Here is a 15,968-nt window from a genome sequence, read left to right as displayed (position 1 = left end):
AGTGTCCAGGAGGCCCAGCGTGCTTGTGCTTACAGCACCTCGAACACCCCGGCCGCGCCCATGCCGCCGCCGATGCACATGGTCACGCACACGCGCTTGGCACCCCGGCGCTTGCCCTCGATCAGCGCGTGGCCGGTCAGGCGCTGGCCGGACACGCCGTAGGGGTGGCCCAGAGCGATGGCGCCGCCGTTGACGTTCAGGCGGTCAGCGGGATGCCCAGCTTGTCGCGGCAGTAGATGACCTGCACGGCAAAGGCTTCGTTGAGTTCCCACAGGTCGATGTCCTCAACTCTCAGGCCGAGCTTCTTGAGCACCTTGGGCACCGCAAAGACCGGGCCGATGCCCATCTCGTCGGGTTCGCAGCCGGCCACGGCAAAGCCCAGGAAGCGGCCCAGGGGCTTGAGGCCATTTTTCTGTGCGAACTCCTCACTCACCACCACGCAGGCACCGGCGCCGTCGGAGAACTGGCTGGCGTTGCCGGCAGACACCAGGCCGCCCGGCAGCGCCGAGCGCAGGCCGTGGATGCCCTCGAAGGTCGTGCCCTCGCGCGTGCCCTCGTCCTTGGAGACGGTCACCTTTTTGGTGATCAGGCCCAGCGTCTTGTCAGCCACGCCCATGGTGACTTCGATGGGCGCAATCTCATCTTGAAACAAGCCGGCAGCCTGCGCGGCGCAGGCCTTTTGCTGGCTGGCGGCGCCGTACTCGTCCATGGCGTCGCGGCCAATGCCGTAGCGCTGGGCTACCTGCTCGGCGGTCTGCAACATAGACCAGTAGATCTCGGGCTTTTTCTTCTTCAGCGCCGGGTCGAAGATCATGTGCATGTTCATCTCCTGCTGCACGCAGGAGATGCTCTCCACGCCGCCAGCGACATACACGTCGCCCTCGCCGGCGATGATGCGCTGGCTGGCGGTGGCGATGGTCTGCAGGCCCGAGGAGCAAAAGCGGTTGATGGTCATGCCCGAGGTGGTCACCGGCAGGTCGGCCATCAGCGCAATCTGGCGCGCGATGTTCATGCCAGTGGCGCCCTCGGGTTGGCGCAGCCCATGATGACGTCATCGACCAGGGCCGGCTCGATGCCGGCGCGCTCGACGGCAGCGCGCACGGCGTGGCCGCCCAGCGTGGCGCCGTGGGTCATGTTGAAAGCGCCCTTCCAGCTCTTGGCAAGGGGGGTGCGGGCGGTGGAGACGATCACTGCAGAGGTCATTTCAAATTCCTGTTGTGCGTTGTGGGTTGTGCGTTTCGCAGGTTGGCGTCGAGCGCTGAACGCTCAACGCCAAACGCTCAACCTCAAAATTGCTTGCCCTCGCCCACCAGCTTTTGCAGCAGCGGCGCAGGCTGCCAGAAGGCGGCGTCGTCCTGCGGGTTCTGGGCAAAGCGCTTCATCGCCTGCACGACGTTGAACAGGCCGACCTCGTTGGCGTAGCTCAAAGGGCCGCCGCGATGCACCGGGAAGCCGTAGCCAAAGATGTAGACCACGTCGATATCGCTGGCCTTGTTGGCGATGCCTTCCTCCAGGATGTGCGCGGCCTCGTTGACCAGCGAATACACCAGGCGCTGCACGATTTCCTCGTCGCTGATCTTGCGCGGCGCAAGCCCCAGGCTCTCGCGGTGCTTGGCGACCATCTGTTCGACCTCGGCGTTGGGGATGGCGTCGCGCTTGCCGGGCACGTAGTCGTACCAGCCCTTGCCCACCTTCTGGCCGAAGCGGCCCATCTCGCACAGCAGGTCGGCCGTCTTGCTGTATTTCATGCCGGGCTTTTCCACGGCGCGGCGCTTCCTGATCGCCCAGCCGATGTCGTTGCCGGCCAGGTCGCCCATGCGGAACGGCCCCATGGCAAAGCCGAACTTCTCGATGGCCTTGTCCACCTGTTGCGGCGTGCAGCCCTCGTCAAGCAAAAAGCCCGCCTGGCGGCCATATTGCTCGATCATGCGGTTGCCGATGAAGCCATCGCACACGCCCGAGACCACGGCCGTCTTGCGGATCTTCTTGGCCACGGCCATCACGGTGGCCAGCACATCCTTGGCGGTGGCGTCGCCACGCACCACTTCCAGCAGCTTCATGACGTTGGCCGGGCTGAAGAAGTGCAGGCCCACCACGTCCTGCGGGCGGCGGGTGAAGTTGGCGATCTGGTTCAAGTCCAGCGTGGAGGTGTTGGAGGCCAGGATGGCACCCGGCTTCATGACCTCGTCGAGCTTCTTGAAGACCTGCTCCTTGACGCCCATGTCCTCGAACACGGCCTCGATGACCAGGTCGGCGTCCTTGAGGTCGGCGTAGTCCAGCGTGGTGGACAGCAGGGCCATGCGCTGCTCGTACTTGTCCTGCTTCAACTTCTTCTTGGCCACCTGCGCTTCGTAGTTCTTGCGCATGATGCCCACGCCGCGATCGAGCGCGTCCTGCTTCATCTCCAGCATGACCACCGGGATGCCGGCATTCAGGAAATTCATGGCGATGCCGCCGCCCATGGTGCCGGCGCCGATGATGGCCACCTTCTTCACGTCGCGCTTCGGGGTATCGGCGGGCACGTCCGGGATCTTGCTGGCGGCGCGCTCGGCAAAGAACAGGTGGCGCAGCGCGCGCGACTCGGGCGTCCACATCAGCTGCAGGAACAGGTCGCGCTCGGCCTTGAGGCCGTCGTCGAATTTCCTGCTCTTGGTGGCGGCTTCCACGGCATCGACGCACTTGGCCGGCGCGGGAAAGTTCTTGGCCATACCTCGGGCCATGTTGCGGGCGAACTGGAAATAGGCCTCGCCCTGCGGGTGCTTGCACGGCAGATCGCGCACCAGCGGCAGCGGGCCACCCTTGGCATGTTCATCGGCCACGCCGCGCGCAAACGACAGCGCGCCCTCGGCCAGTCCTTCGGGCGAATCGACCAGTTTGTCGAACAGCTTCTGGCCGGGCACGGAGGCGATGAACTCGCTCTTGACGGCCTCGCCGCTGACGATCATGTTCAGCGCGGCCTCCACGCCGAGCACGCGCGGCAGGCGCTGCGTGCCGCCGGCGCCGGGCAGCAGGCCCAGCTTGACCTCGGGCAGCGCCACGTTGCAGCCGGGCGCGGCCACGCGGTAATGGCAGGCCAGGGCCAGCTCCAGCCCGCCGCCCATGCACACGCTGTGGATGGCGGCCACCACCGGCTTGGCGGACTGCTCGACGGCGGCGATGACGGAGTGCAGATTGGGCTCGGCAAGGGCCCGGTCGGTGCCGAACTCGGTGATGTCGGCACCGCCGGAGAAGGCGCCGCCGGCTCCGGTGATGACAATGGCCTTGACCTGCTCGTCGGCCTGGGCTTTTTCCAGCCCCTGCACGACGGCCCGGCGGGTGGACAGCCCCAGGCCGTTGACAGGCGGATTGTTCAGCGTGATCACGGCAACATCGCCGTGTACCTGGTAGTCAGCGCTCATGCGGGTCTTCCTTTGTCAGAGTTGGAAAAGTACGATCGTGCGATTTTCCATTGTAGGCAGAGGCCGACACGGCGCCAGAGGCGTTTGTCCCAAGTGGGACAAAGCTGCCGGGGTGCAACAAAAAAGAGCGCCACCGGCGCCCTCCGTCATTTCAGCCGGCCAGCGCGCCAGCCTCACTGCGCATCCGGCTGCCTGTCTGGCGCTGCCGCCTGGAATGCCGGCAGCTCCTCGCAGGCTGCGGTGATGCGTGCGATGGTCGGATAGTCCTCCACCCGGCAATTGAAGCGCCGGGCATTGAAGACCTGCGGCACCAGGCAGCAGTCGGCCAGGCCGGGCGCGTCGCCATGGCAAAAGCGCCCAGTGGCCGGACTGGCGGCCAGCATGTCCTCGATGGCCGACAGGCCAAGGCCCACCCAGTGCGCGTACCAGGCGTCCTTTTGCGCGTCGCTCACGCCCAGTTCGTGCTTGAGGTAGCGCAGCACGCGCAGATTGTTCAGCGGATGCAGGTCGCAGGCCACGGCCTGGGCCAATGCCCGCACGCGCGCCCGGCCCAGGGAGTCGGCAGGCAGCAGCGGCGCGCCGCCGTGGGCCTCGTCCAGATATTCGATGATGGCCAGCGACTGCGTGAGCACCGCCCCGCCTTGGCCGTCCTGCAATGCCGGCACCAGGCTCTGCGGGTTGGTGGCGCGGTAGGCCGGAGCGTGCTGCTGGCCACCGCCTGCGAGCAGATGCACCGGCACGGTCTCATAGGGCAGGCCCTTGAGCGCCAGCGCGATGCGCACCGGTAGGCGGCGGAGCTGCGGAAATAGGAATAAAGCTTGAGCATGACAGGAGCGCTTGCGTCAGTTGAGTAAATGCACCAGCCACAGCGACAGGCCGGGCACCAGCACCAGCACTGCGGTGCGCAGCAGGTCGGACACGATGAAGGGCACGGTGCCGCGGTAGGTTTCCTTCATGGGCACGTCGCGCGCCAGGCTGTTGATGATGAACAGATTCATGCCCACGGGCGGCGTGATCAGGCCGATCTCCACCACCATCAGCGCCAGCACGCCGAACCAAATGGCCTTGTCGGTGGGGTTCAGGCCCCAGTAGTCCATGCCCATGACGATGGGCAGAAAAATCGGGATGGTCAGCAGGATCATGGACAGGCTGTCCATCACGCAGCCCAGCACCAGGTAGATCACGATAATGGCCAGCAGCACCAGCATGGGCGACAGGCCGGCGGTCAAGACCCACTGCGCCACTGCCGTGGGCATCTGCGACAGGGCAAAGAAGGCATTGAGCAGGTCGGCACCCAGCAGGATCAGGAAGATCATGGCCGTGGCAGAGGCGGTATCGAAAGCCGCCTGTGTCAGGCCCTTCCAGGTCAGCTCGCGGGTAATGACAGCCAGCGCGCCGGTAGCCATGGTGCCGATGGCCGCCGCCTCGGTGGGCGTAAAGATGCCGCCGTAGATGCCGCCGATCACGGTGACGAACACCGCCACGATGGGCCAGACCTGGCGCACCGTCTTCCAGCGCTCGGGCCAGCTCATGCGTGGCGCTGCCGGGCCACTGCCGGGCACCACGCGCACATAGATGGCAATGGCCACCATGTAGCCGGCCATGGCCAGCAAGCCCGGCAGCAGTGCGGCCATGAACATGGCAGCTACGTTTTGCTCGGCCAGCACAGCGTAGATGACCAGCACCACCGAGGGCGGAATCAGGATGCCCAGAGTGCCGCCGGCGGCTAGGGCACCCGTGGCCAGGGCCGGCGAATACTGGTAGCGGCGCAGTTCGGGCAGCGCCACCTGGCCCATGGTGGCCGCCGTGGCCAGCGACGAACCGCAGATCGCGCCAAAGCCGGCGCAGGCGCCCACGGCGCTCATGGCCACGCCGCCACGCCAGTGGCCCAGAAAGGCGTTGGTCGCCTGGAACAAGCGACGCGACAGCCCCCGCGCGAGGCGATATTGCCCATCAGCAGAAACAGTGGCACGACCGACAGGTCATAGACCGAGTAGCGCGCAAAAGCCATCGTCTTGACGTAGCTGCCCAGCGGCCCCAGCCCGACACCATGGCATAGCCCAGGCCGCCAGCCACCAGCATGGCCATGGCGATGTGTACGCGCAGCACCAGCAGCACCAGCACCAGCGCGCCCATCAGGAAGCCAATCGTCACCCCGCTCATGCCAGCCCCCGCAGGATCTGCTGACGGCCCCAGGCGGTGTAGAGCGCGCACAGCGACAGCAGCGCAAAGCCCGGCGCGATGGTCAGGTGCGCCCACCACTGGGGCCAGCCCAGGATCATGGAGGTCTCGCCCGACAGATAGGTATCCCAGGCGCCGACGGCACTGCGCCAGGTCAGCCAGGCTGCGACCACAGCCAGCAGCAGGGCGGCCAGCAGATCGAGCACGGCGCGCAGGCGCGGGCCAGCGTTGTGCGTGAAAAAATCCACGATGACATGGGCGTTCTTCATCTGCGCGTAGGGCAGGAAGGACGAGATGGCCAGCGAGCAGGCGACCTGCACCATTTCCACGTCGCCCATCAGGGGCGAATCGAACAGCGCGCGGCCCAGGACGCTCCAGGTGGACAGCAAGCATACGAGCGCGAGCAGCACGACGCCGCCCAGGGCCGACAGTTGGGCCCAGGCCAGCAGGAAGCGGCCCAGCGCATCCTGCGGCGCAGCCGGCGGCGGCACGCCTTCGTCGGGCGCGGTGAAGACTTCGGCCATGGTTTCAGCCTATGGGTGAGTGAAAGGAGAAAAGGCGGCGCCCGGCCGGCAGGCACCGCTGGCGCACACCTGCCACGGGCGGTGCGCTGCGCTGTTGCTGCGCTGCAGCGAGCGGCTTACTTGGCGTACTTGGCCGACAGGCTGCGCGCCATCTCGACCATGGCCTTGCCGTCGTAGCCCTTGGGTGTGACTTCCTTGATCCAGTCCTCGGTCACGCGCGCCGTGGCCTTCTGGAAGCCTTCGACCTCGGCGGCACCGATGGTGTTGAACTGGTTGCCGCGCTCCTGCGCCTGCTTGCGCGCCGGCGGCGCCGACTCGTCCCAGGCCTTGCCGATGGAAGCCGAGAAATCGGCACCAGAATTGGCGTCGATCACCTTCTTCAAGTGGGCCGGCAGGCTGTCGTACTTGGCCTGGTTCATGGCAATGGTGAACAGCGTGGTGTACAGGCCCGGCTGCGGCGCGCTGATCTCCGAGTGGTACTTGGTCATCTCATGCAGCTTCATGGTCGGGATGACTTCCCAGGGCAGCACGTAGCCATCGACCACGCCCTTGGAGACGGCATCGGGCGTCTGCGGCATGGGCATGGCCACCGGGGTGGCGCCCAGGGCGGCGACCATCTTGTTGGTCAGGCGCGTGGGCGCACGCATCTTCAGCCCACGGAAGTCCGCCACCTTGGTGATGGGGCGCTTGTTGTTGTGGATCTGGCCACGGTCGTGTACGTTGAAGGCCAGGGGCTTGACGCCGGCGAAGTCCTTCTGGCCGTATTTTTCATAGATCTCCCAGGCGGCGCGGCTGCCGCCCTCGGCGTCCTTGGTCAGGAAGGGCAGTTCCATGACCTCCATGGACGGGAAGCGCCCTGCCGTATAGCCGGGCAGCGTCCAGACGATGTCGGCCACGCCGTCGATGGCCTGCTGAATCAGCTGTGCCGGCGTGCCACCCAGCTGCATGGCCGGGTAGATCTGGCACTGCAACTCGTTATTGGATTCCTTGGCTATTTTTGCGCACCAGGGCTCCAGCACCTTTTGCTGGCTCATAGCGGTGGGCGGCCAGAAATGCGCCACCTTCAGCACAACAGGCTGCTGGGCATGGGCGGCCAGGCTGGCGGCGGCCAGGGCGAGGGCGGTCAGGAAATGCTTGCTCATGGGGATCTTTCCGGAAAATGGGGATTCAGGGCGCCTTGGCCGTATCCACGCGGTTCTCGATGGTGCCGAAGATGTTCTGGCCGCTGGCGTCAAACATTTCGATGCGCACCACATCGCCATGCTGCATGAAGGGTGTGCTGGGCTTGCCCTGCTCGATGGTTTCGTAGGTGCGTACTTCGGCCAGGCAGCAGTAGCCCACGCCGCCATTGGCGATCGACGAGCCCCACAGGTTGCCCTGCTTGTTCGACACCGTGCCCGAGCCGACGATGGAGCCGGCGCACAGGCTGCGCGTCTTGGCCACGTGGGCCACGAGCTGGCCGAAGTCGAACGTCATGTCCACGCCGGCATTGGGCTTGCCGAACAGCTCGCCGTTCAGATGCACGAGCAGCGGCAGATGCACCTTGGCGTCCCTCCAGGCCTCGCCCAGCTCATCGGGCGTGACGGCCACGGGGCTGAAGGCGCTGGCCGGCTTGGACTGGAAGAAGCCAAAGCCCTTGGCCAGCTCCGCCGGATCAGGCCGCGCAGCGACACATCGTTGACCAGCATGACCAGGCGGATGGCCTGGCCGCTTCGGCAGGACTGGCGCCCATGGGCACGTCGCCGGTGACCACGGTGACCTCGGCCTCGAAGTCGATGCCCCACTCCGGGCGCGCCACCACATCGCCGCGCGGCGGGATGAAACCGTCGCTGCCACCCTGGTACATCAGCGGGTCGGAATAGAAACTCTCGGGCACTTCGGCATTGCGCGCGCGGCGCACCAGCTCGACGTGGTTGATGTAGGCCGAGCCATCGGCCCACTGCCAGGTGCGCGGCAGCGGCGAGTGGCAGGCGGCCTCGTCGAAAGCCTCGCCCTCGATGGCGCCGCTGCTCAAGGCCTCATAGACCTGGCGCAACTGCGGCTCGACGTTGTGCCAATCGTCCAGCGCGGCAAGCATGGTGCGGGCGATGGCAGGAACGGCACGCTGGCGCGTGAGGTCACGGCTGACGACGACCAGGGTGCCGTCGCGGCCGCCTTGCTGGAGAGTGGCGAGTTTCATGGAAGAGCGTCTTTCTCGAAAAAACTGGTGCCCCTGCAGCGGGCGCTGCAGAGGGTCGGGGGTAATTGGACTGCGGGAGCTCTGCTCAGCTGGGCTTGCCGGTGCCGTCGTGCATCCAGCGGGCGTGCTGCGGGGCTTTCTTGGTGCGATCCCACTCGTCGAGCATCTCCCACTTGACCTTGTCCAGCGCCTGGGCCATCTCGGGCGTGGTGGTGTCGGCGGCCAGCTCCAGCGGTGGCCCGAGGGGTCGCGGAAGTAGATGGACTGGAACAGCGTGTGATCCGTGGGGCCGAGCACTTCCACGCCATCGGCCTCCATGCGCGCCTTGGCGGCCATCATGGCCTCGACCGAATCGACCTTGAGCGCAGGTGCTGCGTCCACGACGGCGTGTTGGCGTCGGACGGCGCAATCATCTCGTCCTTGGTGGGCAGCTCGAAGAAGGCCAGGATGTTGCCGCCGCCCAGATCCAGGAAGATGTGCATGTACGGATCCGGATCCTTGGTCGAGGGCACTTCATCCTCGGCAATGGCCAGGATGAAATCCATGTCGAGGTACTTCTTGTACCACTCGACGGTCTCCTTGGCATTCTTGCAGCGGTAGGCGACATGGTGGACGCCACGAACGATGGACATGATGGTCTCCTTGGGTGTTGTCTGCGGGTCGGGAATTCAGAAATTGCCCCGGGCGATGCGCATGGCCTCGCGCAGCACGCCGATGTCGCCGATGTGGTTGGACAGCAGCAGGATCAGGCGGGCGTTCACCGCCGTGCTCTGCTCGTCCGTCAAGCCCTGGTGGGTCTCGATCAGGGCCTCGTAGAAATCGTCGCCGGGCGTATAGGCCTGGAAATAGCGCTGGCCGCTCTCGTACAGGTTGGCTGGGTGATCAGGGCATGGCATCTCTTTGCATGGCGAAACCTCTTGCTCTCAGGCGGCGGCAGTGGCCGGGACATTGGCAGTGGCACGGGCGACGGCGGCGCGCACCTGCGCGGCATCGAAGTTGCGCCAGCGCGCGGCCACGTGCTGATCCGGGCGCAGCAGGTAGCAGCTGCCCGGCTGCAGGTCGTAGCGCTGGCGGATGGCGTCCTGCGCGTCCAGCAGCGTGGCCAGCGGTGCGGGTGCCGTGCCGCGCTGGGCGACAACGATGGCCTGCACGCCGATGGTGTCGTGCGCCAGCGCGGCGAGCTCCTGCGCCTGGGCGGCGTCCAGCGCGCTGGCGTCGTCCACGTAGTACAGCAGCTGGAACTGTCCGCCCACATGGCCCAGCAGCCAGTCGGTGCGGCCACCGGCCACCGGCGCGTCGTCCATGGGCGCGCCGGGCACCATGTCGCCGGCGAAGGTGTCGGTGTCGGGTGTGTTCAGAGGCGAGTCCACCAGCCACGACGGCACTGACAGCCGGCCCGAGTTGACCAGCGCGCGGGCGAAGGGGTAGTCCTGCGCCAGCTCCAGCACGGCGTTGCGGAAAGCCTTGCTCACAGCGCTCTTGGGCGTGATGAAGTCGGTCGAGCGCGTGGAGTTCTGGATGTTCTCGTCGGCGGCGTAGCAGCGCTCGCTGCTATAGCTGTCCAGCAGCGCCGCCGGCGCCTTGCCGTCGATGACCAGCTTGAGTTTCCAGGCCAAGTTGTCCGTGTCCTGGATGCCGCTGTTGGCGCCACGCGCGCCGAAGGGCGAGACCTGGTGGGCGGCGTCGCCCACGAACAGCACGCGGTTATGGTTGAACTGTCCCATGCGCCGGCACTGGAAGGTATAGACGCTGACCCACTCCAGCTCGAACTCGCGCTCGTCGCCCAGCATGGCCTTGATGCGCGGGATGACGCGCTCGGGTTTTTTCTCGGCTTCGGGGTCGGCGTCCCAGCCAAGCTGGAAGTCGATGCGCCAGACATTGTCGGCCTGCTTGTGCAGCAGCACCGACTGGTTGGGGTGGAAGGGCGGGTCGAACCAGAACCAGCGCTCTGCCGGTAGTCGGCGGCCATGACCACATCGGCGATCAGGAAACGATCCATGAAGATCTTGCCCTCGATGTCCAGGCCCAGCATCTGGCGAACAGGCGAGCGCGCGCCGTCGGCGGCCACCAGCCAGTCGCAGGTCAGGGTGTAGGCGCCGTCGGGTGTCTCCACGCGCAGCGTGGCCTTGTGCTCGTCCTGGCTGACGCCGATAACGTTGTTCTTGAAGCGCAGCTCCAGATTGGGCAACTGGCGCGCGCGCTCGACCAGGTACTGCTCCAGGTAGTACTGCTGCAGGTTGACCATGCCCGGGCGCTGGTGGCCCTCCTGCGGGCGCAGGTTGAAGTTGAACACCTCGCCCTCGCGAAAGAAGGTGCGGCCCACGTTCCAGGACACGCCCTTGTCCACGCAGGGGTTGCCGCAGCCCATGCGGTCGAGCACCTCCAGCGCGCGCTTGGCATAGCACACGCCACGCGAGCCGATGGACACGGTGTCGTCGTTGTCCAGCAGCAGCACGCGCTGGCCCTGCGCCGCCAGGTCGATGGCCATGGACAGGCCGACCGGGCCGGCGCCGATCACGATCACCGGATGGTGGCCGTCGCCCTGCCCTTGCAGCTCCGGCGGGCAGGTGTACTCGAACTTGGGATAGGTGTAGGTACTGAGCATGGCGTCTCCTCCATTTTGGTCAAAACAGGCTGAAACCCTTTACCAGCAAGCGGTAGCAGCTATGATTTTGAATGATCAATCCTGTTGCAGGGCGTGCCACATCTGCTGGTCGCGCTCAGCCGTCCAGATGCGCGGGTCGCGGATACCGCTGGCCTCGTCATGCGCGCGCGTCACGTCGAAAGGCAGGCAGTGCTCGTAGATGAAGACATGGCCAAACTTCGGATCCATGTTCTTGCGCGTGTGCGCCATGGTGGCCTTGAGATCCATGCCCTGGGCCACGGCCTCCTGGGCGCTGGTGTACAGCGTCGAGACGAAATCGCGCGTGTAGGCCAGGCCTTTTTCACGGCATCGGGCGTCAGCAGCGCCGGGCCACGGCCAGGCACCAGTTTGTCGAAGTTCATGGCCGTCAAGTTGTCCAGCGTCTGCGGCCAGTCGGCCAGGTAGGCGTCACCGGTATAGCAGGCGGCGTCGGCCTCGACCAGGTCGCCCGAGAAGCAGATGTTCTGGCTGGGGGATATAGACGATGGCGTCGCCCTTGGTGTGGCCACGGCCGATCTGCTTGATGCGCACCTCCAGCTTGCCCAGCCAGACGGCCATCTCACCCTCGAACGTCATGGTCGGCCAGGTCAGCCGGGCACGCTCTCCACCGCCTGGAACAGGCGCGGAAGCGCCCGATCTCCGAGTCCATGTCCTGCTGGCCGCGCTCGACGATCAGGTCGTAGGTGTCGCGGCTGGCGATGATCTGCTCCAGGCCTTCGTCCGTATAGCCCGACGCGCCCAGCACGCGCACGGCGTGGGTAGTGCGTCAGCACCACGTACTTGATGGGCTTGTCGGTGATCTCGCGTACTTTGGCGATGACACCCTGGGCGGCCACGGGGTGGCCGTGGCGTCGATGATCATGCAGCCGTCGTCGCCGATGATGACGCCGGTGTTGGGTCGCCCTCGGCGGTATAGGCATAGGCGTTGTCGCTGAGTTTTTCCCAGCTGATTTTTTTCTCTTCCAGATCGGCATGGGAGGCAAATTTCTTCTCGCTCACAACGCGGTACTCCTGTAGCAAAGGTAAAAACGACTGATTGGTCGGAATTAAACCGCCTTTGCATTTATCAGGCAAACGCTTTTTAATGATCGATTTATAGAATTACCTTATGAATGTCACCTTGCGCCAGCTCCATGCCTTCGTCGCCGTGGCTGACACCGGCAGCTTCACGCTGGCCGCCGAACGGCTGTTTCTCACGCAGTCGGCGCTCAGCTCGCTGATCAAGGAGCTGGAGGGGCAGCTGGGCCTGCGCCTGTTCGACCGCAGCACGCGGCGCCTGCGCCTGTCCGAGACCGGGCGCGAGCTATACCCGCAGATCGAGAAGATCCTGCACGACCTGGAGGGCGTGATCAGCGAGGTCGGCAACCTCAAGCGCTGGCGCGCGGCAGCGTGCGCGTGGCCGTGCCGCAATTGCTGGCCTGCACGCTGCTGCCCGAGGTCATGGCGGACTTTCACGCGCAGCACCCGAGCGTGCATCTGCGCGTGGTGGACTGCGCCGTGGAAAGCGTCATGCGCGGGTGTTCTCGGGCGAGGTGGACATCGGCCTGGGGCCGGAGCGCCAGACCAATTCCGACATCCAGGCCGAGCAGCTGTTCCGCCTGCCCTTCATGGCGGGCTGCCGCCCGGGCACCCGCTGGCCCGGCGCCGGCGCCTGCTCTGGAGCGACCTGAGCGGCCAGCCCATGATCACGCTGCAGGGCCAGTTCACCGAGCTGCTGGTCAGCGACGTGGGCGAGGCCGCGCGCGACCTGAACAAGGAGGCCTTCACCCAGGTCACCTTCATGACCACGGCGCTGGCCCTGGTGCGCGCCGGCCTGGGTCTGACGCTGTGCATGCCCTATGCGCGCACGCTGGTCGAGCAGTACGGGCTGGTCATGCGGCCCGTCGGCGAGCCGGTGGTCGAGCGCTCTTTCTGGATCTTCACCCGGCGCGCGCGCTCGCTGTCGCCGGCTGCCCAGGGCTTTCTGGAGTTTCTGCAACAGCGCCTGCAAGGCTCCGGGCGGCCCGCCTGAAGCGGCTGCGTTCAGACCTCCAGCCACTCCTTGCGCACGGCTGCGTTGGCGCGCAGCTCCTGCGGCGTGCCGTCGAAGACGATGCTGCCGTGGCCCATGACCAGCGCCCGGTCGGAAATGGTCATGGCAATGGTGAGTTTCTGCTCGATCAGCAGCACCGAGATGCCCTTGGCCTTGAGCGTGGTCAGGTACTCGCCCACCAGCTCGACGATCTTCGGCGCCAGGCCTTCGGTGGGCTCGTCGATGATGATGAGGTCGGGGTCGCCCATGAGCGTGCGGCACAGGGTCAGCATCTGCTGCTCGCCGCCGGACATGACGCCTGCCGGCACGTTGCGCCGCTCGCCCAGGCGCGGGAACATGGCGAACATGTCGTCCTCGCTCCAGCGGCTGCCGCGCCCATTGCCCTTCTGGCCCAGCAGCAGTTTTGATGCACCGTCAGGTTCGGGAAGACATCGCGGCTCTCGGGCACGTAGCCCAGGCCCAGGTGGGCAATCTCGTAGCCTTCTTGCCGGCTAGGTTGGCGCCCTTCCAGTCGATCCGGCCCTGCCAGTCCACCAGGCCCATGATGGCCTTGGCGGCGGTGGAGCGGCCCGAGCCGTTGCGCCCCAGCAGGGCCACGATCTCGCCGGGCCGCACCTCGAAGTTCACGCCATGCAGCACATGGCTCTTGCCGTAGTAGGCGTGCAGGTTCTCGATCTTCAGCATGTCAATGCCCCTCCGCCTGCTGGTCGGCAATCACCGAACCCAGGTAGGCCTCCTGCACGCGCGCATTGGCGCGCACGTTCTCGGGTGTGTCGAAGGCGATGACCTCGCCATAGACCACTACCGCAATCCGGTCGGCCAGGCCGAAGACCACGCCCATGTCGTGCTCCACGGTCAGCAGCGTGCGCCCCTCGGTGACCTCGCGGATCAGGGCGATGAAGCGCGCCGTCTCGGTCGTGCTCATGCCAGCGGTGGGTTCGTCCAGCAAGATGACGCTGGCGCCGCCGGCGATGGTGATGCCGATCTCCAGCGCGCGCTGCTCGGCGTAGGTCAGGTTCATGGCCAGCACGTCGCGCTTGTGGGCCAGGCCGATGCGCACCATGAGTTGCTCGGCCTGCTCGTTGGCATCCCTCAGGCGCGACAGGAAGCGCCAGAAGGCGTAGCGGTAGCCCAGGCTCCACAGCACGCCGCAGCGCAGGTTCTCGAAGACCGACAGGCGCGGAAAGATGTTGGTGATCTGGAAGCTGCGCGACAGCCCCATGCGGTTGATCTCGAAGGGCTGCTTGCCATCGATACGCGCGCCGTGCAGCAGCACCTGGCCGCTGGTGGGCGCAAAGCGACCGCTGATCAAATTGAACAGCGTGGATTTGCCCGCGCCGTTGGGCCGATGATGGCCACGCGCTCACCGGCGCGCACCGCCAGGTCGGCACCCCGGATGATTTCGGTCTTGCCAAAGCTTGCGCAGTTCGCGCAGCTCCAGCGCGTACCCGGTGGATTGTTGACTGGTGCTCATGCCGCCACCCCCGTGCGTTGCAACTGCTGCTCGATGTGCTCCTGGATGGTGCTCCAGCGGCGCACGAAGACGCGCCGGCAGGCCTCCAGCGCCACGCCGCCGACCGCCAGCAGTGCGCCGGCGCCCAGCCAGGTGGCCGTGCTGGCCGCATCCAAGTGCCGGCCCAGGAAATCCAGCTCGCTGCCCATGGCGGCGTTGAGCTGCAGGTGGTAGGTCATCTCGACCATGGCCGCCGCACCCAGCACCGCCACCAGGCCCGAGACGGCCAGCCCAGATAGGGCAGCGCCAGCCGGCGCCACAGGCCAAAGCGCACCACGCGCACGTTCATCATGATCAGGCTGGCGATGCCGCCGGCGCATACATGACCATCAGCAGGAACACCAGGCCCAGGTACAGCAGCCAGGCCTTGGACAGCTCGGACAGCAGCACCGAGGCAAACACCAGCAGCACCGCACCGATGATGGGCCCGAAGAAAAAGCCCGCGCCGCCCAGGAAAGTGAACAGCAGATAGCCGCCCGAGCGGATGGTGCTGACGCTGTCGGCGCCCGTGACGATCTCGAAGTTGATGGCTGCCAGCGCCCCGCCCACGCCAGCGAAGAAGCCGGCGATGATGAAGGCAAACCAGCGCACGCGCTGGGTGTTGTAGCCAATGAACTCGACGCGCTCAGGGTTGTCGCGCACGGCGTTCAGGATGCGCCCCAGCGGCGTGCCGGTGAAGGCATACATCAGCGCCGTGCAAATGAAGCAATACACGGCAATCAGGTAGTACACCTGGATGGCCGGCCCGAAGCTGATGCCCATGAAGCCCTGGCCATAGACGCGGTCGGTGGTGATGCCGCCCTCGCCGCCGAAGAACTCGGGGAACATCAGCGCCATGAGGCCACCAGCTCGCCGATGCCCAGGGTGATCATGGCGAATGTCGTGCCCGATTTGCGCGTGGTCACGAAGCCCAGCAACACGGCAAAGAAGGCGCCGGCCAGGCCGCCGACGATGGGCATCAGCACCAGCGGGATGGGCAGCTCACCCGGCCTGCCATGTTGATGGCATGGATGGCGATGAACGAGCCCAGGCCGGTATAGACGGCGTGGCCGAAGCTGAGCATCCCGCCCTGGCCCAGCAGGATGTTGTAGGACAGGCAGATGATGATCAGGTAGCCGATCTGCGACAGCATGGTCAGCGCCAGGCTGCTGGTGAAGACGTAGGGTGCGGCGATCAGCGCCAGGGCGAACAGCCCCAGGCAGCGATGCGGCCGACATTGCGCGGGGTGGCCTGCGCGGAAGAAACGGTGGATGCAGTCATGGCAGTGGTCTTCTCAATCCTCGCGTGTGCCCAGCAGGCCTCGGGGGCGCACGATCAGCATCAGCACCAGAAACAGATACGGCAGGATGGGCGCAACCTGCGAGACCGTGAGCTTGAGCAGCGGCCAGCCGAAGGTCTGCTCGCCCACCTCTATGCCCATGCCGGCCAGCGCGCCGGCAGCCGACCAGTCCAGCGCCACGGCAAAGGTCTGCACGACGCCGATGATCAGCGAGGCCA

At 66.1% G+C, this 15,968-nt stretch carries 7 protein-coding genes and 12 pseudogenes; 3 read left to right on the top strand and 16 right to left on the bottom strand.

Features of this window, described 5'->3' with window-relative positions:
• Positions 1-29 precede the first annotated feature (29 nt).
• From IDM45_RS00300 to IDM45_RS00250, 12 genes and pseudogenes are all read right to left on the bottom strand, one after another.
• Positions 30-1,203 (bottom strand): annotated as a pseudogene (locus IDM45_RS00300) (acetyl-CoA C-acyltransferase).
• 83 nt (positions 1,204-1,286) lie between these two features.
• Positions 1,287-3,398, bottom strand: coding sequence for a 3-hydroxyacyl-CoA dehydrogenase NAD-binding domain-containing protein (locus IDM45_RS00295; RefSeq protein ID WP_209421151.1), 2,112 nt, complete (start codon positions 3,396-3,398; stop codon positions 1,287-1,289).
• A 173-nt stretch (positions 3,399-3,571) separates the two neighbouring features.
• Positions 3,572-4,224, bottom strand: a pseudogene (gene maiA / locus IDM45_RS00290) (maleylacetoacetate isomerase).
• Between the two features lie 16 nt (positions 4,225-4,240).
• Positions 4,241-5,314 (bottom strand): TRAP transporter large permease, encoded by a 1,074-nt coding sequence (locus tag IDM45_RS00285; RefSeq protein ID WP_325168927.1) that lies wholly within the window; start codon positions 5,312-5,314, stop codon positions 4,241-4,243.
• Positions 5,315-5,351: 37 nt separating this feature from the next.
• Entirely contained in the window at positions 5,352-5,561 is a 210-nt protein-coding gene (locus IDM45_RS18045) for a hypothetical protein (RefSeq protein WP_325168926.1), read from the bottom strand.
• Entirely contained in the window at positions 5,558-6,103 is a 546-nt protein-coding gene (locus IDM45_RS00280; RefSeq protein WP_209421149.1) for a TRAP transporter small permease, read from the bottom strand. Before IDM45_RS00280 ends, IDM45_RS18045 begins: the two co-directional genes overlap by 4 nt.
• A 116-nt stretch (positions 6,104-6,219) precedes the next feature.
• Positions 6,220-7,245 carry a TRAP transporter substrate-binding protein gene (locus IDM45_RS00275; protein WP_209421148.1) on the bottom strand — a complete coding sequence of 342 codons (1,026 nt, stop codon included), beginning with the start codon at positions 7,243-7,245 and terminating at the stop codon, positions 6,220-6,222.
• A 25-nt stretch (positions 7,246-7,270) separates the two neighbouring features.
• A pseudogene (locus IDM45_RS00270) lies at positions 7,271-8,282 on the bottom strand (fumarylacetoacetate hydrolase family protein).
• 85 nt (positions 8,283-8,367) lie between these two features.
• Positions 8,368-8,914, bottom strand: a pseudogene (locus tag IDM45_RS00265) (VOC family protein).
• A gap of 36 nt (positions 8,915-8,950) precedes the next feature.
• Entirely contained in the window at positions 8,951-9,178 is a 228-nt protein-coding gene (locus tag IDM45_RS00260; protein WP_209421147.1) for a DUF2783 domain-containing protein, read from the bottom strand.
• 27 nt (positions 9,179-9,205) lie between these two features.
• Positions 9,206-10,887 (bottom strand): annotated as a pseudogene (locus tag IDM45_RS00255) (FAD-dependent oxidoreductase).
• A 75-nt stretch (positions 10,888-10,962) separates the two neighbouring features.
• Positions 10,963-11,925: pseudogene (locus IDM45_RS00250) on the bottom strand (MBL fold metallo-hydrolase).
• Between the two features lie 109 nt (positions 11,926-12,034).
• Here IDM45_RS00250 and IDM45_RS18190 point away from each other — a divergent pair.
• The 3 genes and pseudogenes from IDM45_RS18190 to IDM45_RS18180 all read left to right on the top strand — a co-directional run.
• Positions 12,035-12,214: pseudogene (locus IDM45_RS18190) on the top strand (LysR family transcriptional regulator); the annotation flags it as partial.
• A gap of 101 nt (positions 12,215-12,315) precedes the next feature.
• A pseudogene (locus IDM45_RS18185) lies at positions 12,316-12,363 on the top strand (hypothetical protein); the annotation flags it as partial.
• A gap of 37 nt (positions 12,364-12,400) precedes the next feature.
• A complete protein-coding gene (locus IDM45_RS18180; RefSeq protein ID WP_411828432.1) occupies positions 12,401-12,937 on the top strand; it encodes a LysR substrate-binding domain-containing protein in 537 nt (178 codons plus the stop codon).
• Positions 12,938-12,948: 11 nt separating this feature from the next.
• Here the strand turns inward: IDM45_RS18180 and IDM45_RS00240 are convergent.
• The 4 pseudogenes from IDM45_RS00240 to IDM45_RS00225 all read right to left on the bottom strand — a co-directional run.
• Positions 12,949-13,642, bottom strand: a pseudogene (locus tag IDM45_RS00240) (ABC transporter ATP-binding protein).
• A gap of 1 nt (position 13,643) precedes the next feature.
• A pseudogene (locus tag IDM45_RS00235) lies at positions 13,644-14,432 on the bottom strand (ABC transporter ATP-binding protein).
• Positions 14,429-15,731 (bottom strand): annotated as a pseudogene (locus tag IDM45_RS00230) (branched-chain amino acid ABC transporter permease). The pseudogenes IDM45_RS00235 and IDM45_RS00230 overlap by 4 nt, the downstream one beginning before the upstream one ends.
• 13 nt (positions 15,732-15,744) lie before the next feature.
• Positions 15,745-15,968: pseudogene (locus IDM45_RS00225) on the bottom strand (branched-chain amino acid ABC transporter permease); the annotation flags it as partial.

The organism is Melaminivora jejuensis (genome assembly GCF_017811175.1).
Classification (GTDB): Bacteria; Pseudomonadota; Gammaproteobacteria; order Burkholderiales; family Burkholderiaceae_C; genus Melaminivora; species Melaminivora jejuensis.
This window is presented reverse-complemented; position numbering and strand designations above follow the sequence as displayed.

Excerpts from the sequence above, each read along its gene's own strand:
- IDM45_RS00295 (WP_209421151.1), bottom strand. The coding sequence starts at position 3,398 with ATGAGCGCTGACTACCAGGTACACGGCGATGTTGCCGTGATCACGCTG.
- IDM45_RS18045 (WP_325168926.1), bottom strand. The coding sequence starts at position 5,561 with ATGAGCGGGGTGACGATTGGCTTCCTGATGGGCGCGCTGGTGCTGGTG.
- IDM45_RS00280 (WP_209421149.1), bottom strand. The coding sequence starts at position 6,103 with ATGGCCGAAGTCTTCACCGCGCCCGACGAAGGCGTGCCGCCGCCGGCT.
- IDM45_RS00275 (WP_209421148.1), bottom strand. The coding sequence starts at position 7,245 with ATGAGCAAGCATTTCCTGACCGCCCTCGCCCTGGCCGCCGCCAGCCTG.
- IDM45_RS00260 (WP_209421147.1), bottom strand. The coding sequence starts at position 9,178 with ATGCCATGCCCTGATCACCCAGCCAACCTGTACGAGAGCGGCCAGCGC.